This is a genomic window from Halorhodospira sp. 9621, assembly GCF_022228055.1.
Classification (GTDB): Bacteria; Pseudomonadota; Gammaproteobacteria; order Nitrococcales; family Halorhodospiraceae; genus Halorhodospira; species Halorhodospira halophila_A.
This window is the reverse complement of record NZ_JAJNRD010000014.1, coordinates 51,460-60,215: the sequence shown is the minus strand read 5'-3', so window position 1 is coordinate 60,215 and position 8,756 is coordinate 51,460. Positions and strand designations below refer to the sequence as shown.

The following is an 8,756-nucleotide window of genomic DNA, read 5'->3' as shown; positions in this document are numbered from 1 at the left end:
CCCCGGCCCCGGCCGGGGGGCGATGACCGGTTGCGCCAACCCGCCTTGCTATTCGGGATTTCGCCTGTTCGCTACCCCGGTCAGCTAACGGCCCGGGAGTAGACGATCAAGGCGTGTCCGCAGAGCAGGATCACAAAGCCGAGCTTGATCGCCAGATCGTAGCCGGCGGCGCTGCCACTAGAGCTGAAGAATGCCTCCTGGTCCACCCGCAGCGATGAACTCGGCAGGCTTGCCGCCATACCGCCGCTGCCCGGGAGATTGTCCCCGCGCAGGTCACGGTAGTATTTCTCGGCCCCAAAGGCGCCGCCGATGATCATGAGCAGTCCGGCGAGGCCGTTGAGGCCGATGATGGTTGCGTCGTACTGCTCACGCAGGGTGCCCGCCGTCTCCCACCAGGCCCACGCGTGCACATTCATGCCCGCATAGACGACGGCGATAACGGCGAGGCCAATCAGGACAAGGGTCTTCTGGATCGCACTAAACATTCCCCACCTCCGCAATGTGCTGGAACGCTGCCCATTCAATATTGCCGGGCGCGGTGCACTGCACAACGTGATTTCCCTGCGGGATTCCTCTTCGCCGGCGTTGCAGGCAGCAGGCTATGTCGCGCCGCAAAAAGCGCGTATATTCTGAGGGCAGTCCAATGCACGGAAGGCAAGGGGGTGCCCGGATGTCCAACCCGTACCACCGCATCATCCATCAGAACGAGCAGCGCTTTCGGGTCGCCACCGAAGCCGCCGGGATCGGGGTCTGGGAACTGGACATGCGCGCCGGCGTGTTCCACTGGAATCAGCCCATGTACGACCTCTACGGGGTGCCCTACGGCGATGCGCCGCTGACCTTCGCGGCCTGGGAGCAGCGCCTGCTGCCGGAAGACCGCCGGGCCGCGCTGGAGCGGATCGGGGCGGCGGTGGAGCAGGGCCAGCCCTGGGAGACGACCTTTCGCATCCGCCGGCCGGACGGCAGCCTGCGGGATATCCGCTCCGCCGGACAGCAGCTCTACGACGAGCAGGGCCAGCCGAGCCGGATGTTCGGGATCAACGAGGACGTCACCGAGCAGCGCCAGGCCGAGCGGGCCCGTGCCCGTGCCGAGCAGGAGCACCGTGCCTCCCTTCGGGCGATCAGCCATGGGCTGAGCAAGCCGCTGCGGACCCTGGGCCGGGCCCATGAGCGTCTCCGGGCCTCCGCCCTGGATGCCGAGCAGCGCTACGACCTCGAGCAGGCGGAAATGGCCGGCGAGACCCTCCTCGCCCAGGTCCACGCCATCCTTGGACTGGCACAGCCCGAGCCCGATGCAGGCCAACTGCGCGCCGAGCCCTTCGACCTGCGCCGCTGCCTGTCGGAGCAGGTGGCGCTGCTGCGCGAACTCGCCGAGCGCAAGGGACTGCAGCTGCACCTGGAGTGGGGCGGCGCGCTGCCGCGCCGGGTGCGCGGCGATCCGGTACGCTTTCTCCAGGTGGTCAACAACCTCACCCACAACGCCATCCACTTCACCGAGCATGGCTCGGTGACGGTACGCGTGCGGCGGCTTGAGGGGGCGCGGATCGAGGTGGCGGTGGCCGACACCGGGCCGGGGATCGCCGAGGCGGATCAGGCGCGCATCTTCGAGGCCTTCACGCGCGCCTGCAACTCACCCACCTGTGAAACCGGCTGTGGCTTCGGCCTCTACATCTGCCAGCAGATCGTCTCGCTGCTCGGTGGGGAAATCCGGGTGGAGAGCACCCCCGGCGCGGGTGCGGTCTTCAGCTTCTCCGCCGTGCTCCCGGAGGCCGACAACGACGGCGAGGCCTCAATGGTTGGCGATCTGCTCGGTGACGAGGTCCCGTCCCCGGGTGCGGTGGAACTCGATGTGCTGGTCGCCGAGGACGATGCGGCCAGTGGCCGGCTGCTCTACGAACTCCTGCTGCGCATCGGCTGCGCACCCCGTCTGGTGGACAACGGCGTGGACGCCTTCGACGAGTGGCAGCGCCGGCCCCCGGACCTGATGCTCCTCGACCTGCACCTGCCCGATCTCGACGGACGCCGGCTGACCCGGCTGGTGCGTCAGGCCGAAGCCGAGGAGGACATGCCGCGCACCCCCATTGCTATCATCACCGCCCATCCTCTGGCCGACGTGCAGCGCGACTGCCTGCAGGCCGGGGCGGACCGGGTGTTCAAGGAGCGGGTCGGACTGGGTGTCCTGCAGCAGCTCATCGATCACATCCGCAGGCTGCGGGAACAGTCCACCGGCTGTCCGGTCTGAGCGCGTCTACGCCGGCGCCAGGCGGTCGTGCCTCCCCTCAGGGCGTTTGCTGGCCTCCATCCAGCGGGGAGGTCTTCGTGGCCAGACGGCTCAGCCGCTCGGCAGCCGCCTCGTAATCGAACTGCTCGATCTCCGCGCGCAGCGCCTCGATCGTCGATGCCTCGGCGAAGGTGGCCAGGTGCTCCAGGGCCGCCTCCAGAAGCGCCTCCTCGACCAGTTCGTGGCTGTCCAGGGCCCTCTGCAGTGCTGCCAGGGCCTTCCCTCCGGCGGCCTTGTCTCGGCTGCTCGGCCGCGCAGGGGGTGGTGGCGCCTTTGCCAGCGCTGCCAGGCCGCCGGCCAGCTCGGCCAGGGCCGCGCGCACGGCCTCGTGCAGCTCCTCGGGCACGGCCTCGTTGGCCTTCAGGCAGCCGTCGACGGCGGTCGCGGCCTCGGCCAGCCGGGTGGCTCCGACGGTGGCGGCGGTGCTCTTGAGCGTGTGCGCCAGCCTCTGCGCGGTCGCGGTCTCGCCCCGGTCCAGGGCCGCGGGGAGCTGGCCGAGCTCGCCGTCGAGCTGGTCGGCGAAGCGTTGCAGCAGGCGCCGATAGAAAGCCCGATCCCCCTCCAGGTGGCGTAGCCCGAGGGCTTGATCGATCCCCGGCAGGTGCTCGGGCAGCGTGTCGGCTTCATCCCCTTCGTCGACCGGCGTGGAGGCATCCGCTGCGGCGGACGACGGACGGCTCTCACCGAGCCAGTAGGCCAGGCGCTGGTACAGCAGCTGCCGGTCGATGGGCTTGCCGATGTGATCATCCAGGCCGGCTTCACGGGCGCCTGCGCGGTCGCTGTCGAGCACGGCCGCGGTCAGCGCCAGGATGGGCAGCGAGGGGTGGTCCCGGCGGATCTCGCGGGTGGCCTCGTAGCCGTCCATGATGGGCATCTGCAGGTCCATGAGGATCAGGTCGAAGGGCGCCTCGCGGCAGCGCGCTACCGCCTCGGCGCCGTTGCTGGCCAGGATGATCCGGGCGCCGGTCTGTTCCAGCAGCCGCTGCGCCACCTCCTGATTGATGGCGTTGTCTTCGACCAGGAGCAGCGAGCGGCCGGTCAGATCCGGGATCGTCCCGGTCTCGCAGGCGGTTCCGCCGTCGGCATCGCCGCCCAGGGTGGTCTGGATCATGTCCAGGAGCGTGGAGGCGGTGACCGGCTTGGCCAGGTGGCCGTCGATGTGATCGTCCGCTGCCTCGCCCTCCGGCTGGTAAGCGCTGACCAGGATGATGCGGGCGTCGGTGGCGGGCAGGTCGCCGTGCTCGTGTAGGGTTCGCAGGTGCTGTGCCGTATCCCGGCCATCCGGTCCGCCCGGCAGGTGCACGTCGATCAGCATCAGCTTGAAGGGCCGGCCGCTGCGCTCGGCGCTCCGCGCGGCCTCGATCGCTGCCGGGCCGCTGTCGGCCTCGGTGACCGCGAACCCCCATCCCTCCAGGTGTTCGCGCAGGATCTGCCGGGCGATCCGGTGATCGTCGACCACCAGCACGTGCCCCCCGAACGCATTCGGTTCAAGCGTGGCCGGCGATCGGGCCCCGGCGGTGGGTAGCCGTAGCTCGAACGAGAAGCGCGTGCCGGCGCCCGGCGTCGAGGACAGTTGGAGTTCACCGCCCATGCGCTCGACCAGCCGCTGGCTGATCACCAGCCCCAGGCCGGTGCCGCCGTAGTTGCGGGTGGTGGAGGTGTCCGCCTGGGAGAAGGCCTGGAAGAGGTGGCGGCGCTGCTCGGCGCTGATGCCGATGCCGGTGTCCTCGACGGTGAAGCGCAGCCGCACGCCCTCGGCGTCCTCATCGATGCGCTCGACGGTGAGCCCGACCTGCCCCTTGCGGGTGAACTTGATGGCGTTGGAGAGCAGGTTGCTCAGGACCTGGCCCAGGCGCAGGGCGTCGCCGGTCAGGGATGAGGGGACGCTCGGCTCCACCCGCAGGAACAGCTCCAGGCCCTTTTCGCCGGCCGTCTCGCCGAACAGGGTCGCCATCTGATCGGTGAGCTCGTGGAGGTCGAACGGGTGCGGGTCGAGGGTGAGCTTGTCCGCCTCGATCTTGGAGTAGTCGAGGATGTCGTTGATGATCCCCAGCAGCATCCGCGAGGCGTTGTGCATCTTCTCCGCGTAGCTGCGCTGGGTGGGCGCGAGATCGGTGTCAAGCAGCAGCTGTCCCAGGCCGATGACGGCGTTCATCGGCGTGCGGATCTCGTGGCTCATGTTGGCCAAGAAGTCGCTCTTGGCCCGGTTCGCGCTCTCCGCCTGCTCCTTGGCCCGGCGCAGGGTCCGTTCCACCGCCTTGCGCTCGGAGATGTCCTGGATGACCGACCAGATCACCGTCCGCCCGGTCTGCGGGTCCGTCATGCGGAACCCGTTGAGCAAAACCGGGAAGCGATGCCCGTCGCGGTGGATGAACTCCTTCTCGTACGGCCCATAGTAACCGGTGCCCTCCATGGCCCGGAGTTGCTCCAGCTCTTGCTCTTCGTACTCGCTCGGGGTCAGGTCCCAGTAAGTGAGCCCGGCGAAAGCCTCGCGGGTATAGCCCGCCGATTCGGGCAGCTTGGCGTTGAAGTCGACGAAGGCACCGGTCTCGAAGTCGTTCATCGCCAGCCCCACCGGCGCGAGTTCGAACAGGCCGCGGAAGCGGGCCTCCTGCGCCGCCAGGGCCTCACGGGCCTGGACCCGGTCGGTGATGTCCTCGTTGATCCCCACCACGCGCCGGACCCGGCCCTGTTTGTCGCGGACCGAATGGCCCACGGCGCGGATGTGCCGTACGGTCCCGTCGTCGGGGCGCTCAAAGCGGAATTCTGCCTCGCACGGCTCCTGGGTCCGCAGGGTGCGTTCGACCAGGTCCCGGGTGATCGCCTGACTCTCCGTCGGGAGCAGGGCGCGCCAGCCCGCCAGGCGGTGTTGGAAAACGGTGGGGTCGAAGCCGAAGATGCGGGTCGAGCCGGTATCCCACTCCAGCTGCTCGGTCTCCAGATCCAGTTCCCAAGCGCCGATCCGGGCCGCCGTGGTGGCCAGGCGCAGCCGCTCGTTGAGCCGCCGCTCGTTGCGTTGGGCCTGGCGCTCGGCGGTGATATCGCGCCCGGTGCCCCGGAAGCCGATCAGCGCCCCGTGGTCGTCGAAGATCGGCAGCCCGCTGACCCGCTGCCAGATCCGGGTGCCGTCCGGGTGCAGCGACTCATGTTCCAGGCCCTGCCAGGGGGCCCCGGTCTCGGCCCGCTCGGCGAGCATCGCCTGGATTCGCTGAGCCTCTTCGGCGGGCATGAAATCGACCGGGGAGCGACCGATGATCTCCGCCACCGATCGGCCGAGAACCGGCTCGATCTGGGCGGTCACCATCTGGTAGATCCCGTTGCGGTCGATCTCCCAGATGTACTCGCCGGCCGCGTTGACCACATCGAGAAAGCGCTGCTCGCTGGCCCGCAGGGCCCGGATGGTCTCCTTGCGCTCGGTGATGTCCCGGAAGACGGCGAGCAGCCGGGGGTGTCCGCCAAAATCGATCTGCGAGACCGTGATCTGGACATCGATCAGCGTTCCGTCGCGGCGGCGGTGCTGGCTCTCGAAGTCGTCGCGCCCGTGGCGCCGGATCCGTTCAACGTGCGCGGCGATCTCCTCCGGGGTTTCGACGGCCTCGAAATCGGGGATGGTCAGACCGCATAGCGCCTCCACCGGGTAGCCGAGGTGCTCGGCCGCGGCCGGATTGCCCTCGAGCACGCGGCCGGTGCCCGGATCGATGAGCAGGGTGGCGTCGGGGAGGTGGGCGAACAGGGTCTGCCACTCGCCGCACCGGCCGGTTGTGCTACCGGGGTTTGCCTCAGCGCCTGTCATGCTGTCACCCCCGAAGCTGCGGTGCCGTGCGTCCCTCCGCCGTACCCTTGTCGGAAGAGGGGTTAAGGGCAGATTAACACAGCGTCCGACGCGGTGCGTCGCAGGGTGTGGGCGGGGCTGCGGCGCCTGCTCAGGGGGCCGGCGCCTGGTGGGTCCGGTTCCGGCCGGCCTGCTTGGCCGCGTAGAGCGCCCGGTCCGCGGCCTGCTGAAGCTGCTCGGCGCTGGCGGTCCCGTCGCCGGCGTTATGGGTGGCCACGCCCACGCTCAGGGTCACGATTCCGGTGGTGGTGTGGCCGTGGGTCAGCTGGAGTGCAGCCACCGCGGTGCGGAATCGTTCGGCCATCCGCCAGGCATTGGCTTTGTCGGTGTAGGGCAGCAGGGCGATGAACTCCTCGCCGCCGTAGCGGGCCACCAGATCGGTGGTTCGCCCCGGTACGCCGGCCAGGGCACGGGCGACGCGGCGCAAGCAGTCGTCACCGGCGCCGTGGCCGTAGTGGTCGTTGAACGGCTTGAAGTGGTCGATGTCCATCATGACCACTGACAGCGGCGTACCGCCGCGCTGGGAGCGCGTCCACTCCTCCCCGAGGCGCTGGTCCAGCACCCGGCGATTGGGCAGGTCGGTCAGCCCGTCGCGCTGCGAGAGCCGCTCCAGCGCGTCGGTCTTGCGCTTGAGCTCGACGTGGTTGCGCACGCGGGTGCGGGTGATCCGCGGGCTGAACGGCTTGATGATGTAGTCCACGGCGCCGAGTTCCAGCCCGCGCTCTTCATCCGCGGCGCTGTCCCGGCCGGTGACGAAGATCACCGGGATGCCCTGGGTGCGCGGGTCGGCCTTGAGTCTGCGGCAGACCTCGTAGCCGTCGGGCTCGGGCATGACCACGTCGAGCAGGATCAGATCCGGCTGCGGATCCGCGGCGGCGATCGCCAGCGCCTTCTCGCCGGCTGCCGTGACCCGGATGCGGTAGTCGTCCTTGAGCAGGTGGGCCAGCGCCTGGATGTTGGTCGGCTCGTCGTCGACGATGAGGATGGTCGGCGGCGTGCCGTCATGTTCGGGCGCCGTGGGGTGTTCTTCCTTCTCCATAGAACGGCATTATGCAGCCTAACGGTGACCCCGAACAGGCACGGCGGAAGCGGCGCTTTTCGAGGATCTGCGCCGGGGCCGCCTGGGTGGGCGGGTCCGTCTTGAGCAGGAGCGGATCGCCTTCGGGTGGGTCCGGGGGCGGCTGCGCCAGCTGTGAGCACCGCCACGGGCCTCGCCGCGATGCGGTTGTGTTGGTAGAGTTGGGCGGTTCGAGGCGAGATCCCGCAGCCACGGAGCCGACCCGTCACCATGGAGCAGCAGCCGGCCGCCACGCCTGCCGAAGGCGCCCTGGACAAGGCCTACCGAACCCTGGTCAACGAGGAGGACGCCCGCGTCTGCCGCGATATCAGCGCGGACGCCTGCCGGGTCGTCCCGGGCAACTTCTTCCTGCAGATCGCCGCGCAGTTCTTCACCAAGCTCGGCGATGCCATCGCCAACCCCAAGACGGTCCTCGCCTGGGTGCTCAGCGCGCTGTCCGCGCCGGGGCTCTTCACGGCCTTCCTGGTGCCGGTGCGCGAGTCCGGCTCGCTGCTGCCGCAGCTGCTGATCGCCAGCTTCGTCCGGCGCCGGGCGGTGCGCAAGTGGACCTACGTGCTCGGCAACCTCCTGCAGGGCGGGGCGGTGCTGGCCATGGCCGGGGTTGCGCTGACCCTCGAGGGGGCGGCCGCCGGTGCCGGCATCATCGCCGCGCTGGTGCTCTTCAGCCTGGCCCGGGGCCTCTGTTCGGTGGCCTCCAAGGACGTCCTCGGCAAGACCGTGCCCAAGACCCGGCGCGGCCAGGTCAACGGCTGGTCCGCGGCCGCCGCCGGACTGGTGACCGTGGGCGTCGGCCTGGCGCTGTGGCTGGGCATGGGCGAGGCCGGGGGAGCCGGTTTCTACGCCCTGCTGCTCGCCGGTGCCGCGGCGCTGTGGGTACTCGGCGCCGGGTTCTACGCCGCCATCCGCGAGGAGCCCGGCGAGACCGCGGGCGGCGCCAACGCCATCCGCGAGGCGGTGGATCGGCTCAGTCTCCTCGCCGAGGATCCGCCGTTCCGGCGTTTCGTCCTGGCCCGCGCGCTGCTGCTCTGCTCGGCGCTGACCGCCCCGTTCATCGTCATGCTCGCCTACGAGCAGACCGGGGCGGCCGCCCTGGCGCTGGGGCTGTTCGTCATCGCCGACGGCCTGGCGGATCTGCTCTCCGCGCCGTTCTGGGGGCGCTTTGCGGATGCCTCCAGCCGCCGGGTGATGATCCGCGCCGGGCTGGCCGCCGCGCTGGTGGGCATCGCGCTGGTGGCGCTTGTCCATCTGTTGCCGGGGGTCGCCGGCCACGCTGCCGTCTACCCCGTCTTCTTCTTCCTCCTCGCCGTGGCCCACGCCGGGGTGCGCATGGGCCGCAAGACCTACGTGGTCGATCTGGCCGGCGGCAACAAGCGCACCGACTACGTCGCCGTCAGCAACACCGTCATCGGCGTGGTCCTGCTGCTCACCGGTCTGATCGGGGCCCTGACCGCGGTCATGCCGATCACCGGCGTGATCCTCATCCTCTCGGCCATGGGCCTGGCCGGCGCCTGGCTTTCCGCCCGGCTGCCGGAGGTCACCGAGGAGGCAGCAACCGGATAGGCCGG

The 8,756-nt window shown here is 69.8% G+C and carries 5 protein-coding genes and 1 pseudogene; 3 read left to right on the top strand and 3 right to left on the bottom strand.

Annotated elements, in window-relative coordinates; translation table 11 throughout:
• Window positions 1–80 precede the first annotated feature (80 nt).
• Entirely contained in the window at window positions 81–485 is a 405-nt protein-coding gene (locus LRF89_RS08235; protein ID WP_201242722.1) for a hypothetical protein, read from the bottom strand.
• 185 nt (window positions 486–670) lie between these two features.
• Here LRF89_RS08235 and LRF89_RS08230 point away from each other — a divergent pair, with 185 nt between their 5' ends.
• Window positions 671–2,242, top strand: coding sequence for a hybrid sensor histidine kinase/response regulator (locus LRF89_RS08230; RefSeq protein ID WP_238636896.1), 1,572 nt, complete (start codon window positions 671–673; stop codon window positions 2,240–2,242).
• A 37-nt stretch (window positions 2,243–2,279) separates the two neighbouring features.
• Here the strand turns inward: LRF89_RS08230 and LRF89_RS08225 are convergent, their stop codons facing one another.
• Window positions 2,280–6,074, bottom strand: a complete 3,795-nt coding sequence (locus LRF89_RS08225) for a PAS domain S-box protein (protein ID WP_238636895.1) — start codon at window positions 6,072–6,074, stop codon at window positions 2,280–2,282.
• Window positions 6,075–6,204: 130 nt separating this feature from the next.
• Window positions 6,205–7,152 (bottom strand): diguanylate cyclase, encoded by a 948-nt coding sequence (locus LRF89_RS08220; protein ID WP_238636894.1) that lies wholly within the window; start codon window positions 7,150–7,152, stop codon window positions 6,205–6,207.
• Between the two features lie 52 nt (window positions 7,153–7,204).
• Between LRF89_RS08220 and LRF89_RS08215 the strand changes: the two are divergent.
• Both LRF89_RS08215 and LRF89_RS08210 read left to right on the top strand, forming a co-directional pair.
• Window positions 7,205–7,309, top strand: a pseudogene (locus LRF89_RS08215) (Wadjet anti-phage system protein JetD domain-containing protein); the annotation flags it as partial.
• A gap of 92 nt (window positions 7,310–7,401) precedes the next feature.
• Window positions 7,402–8,751, top strand: a complete 1,350-nt coding sequence (locus tag LRF89_RS08210; RefSeq protein ID WP_201169331.1) for an MFS transporter — start codon at window positions 7,402–7,404, stop codon at window positions 8,749–8,751.
• The last annotated feature ends 5 nt before the right edge of the window (window positions 8,752–8,756 follow it).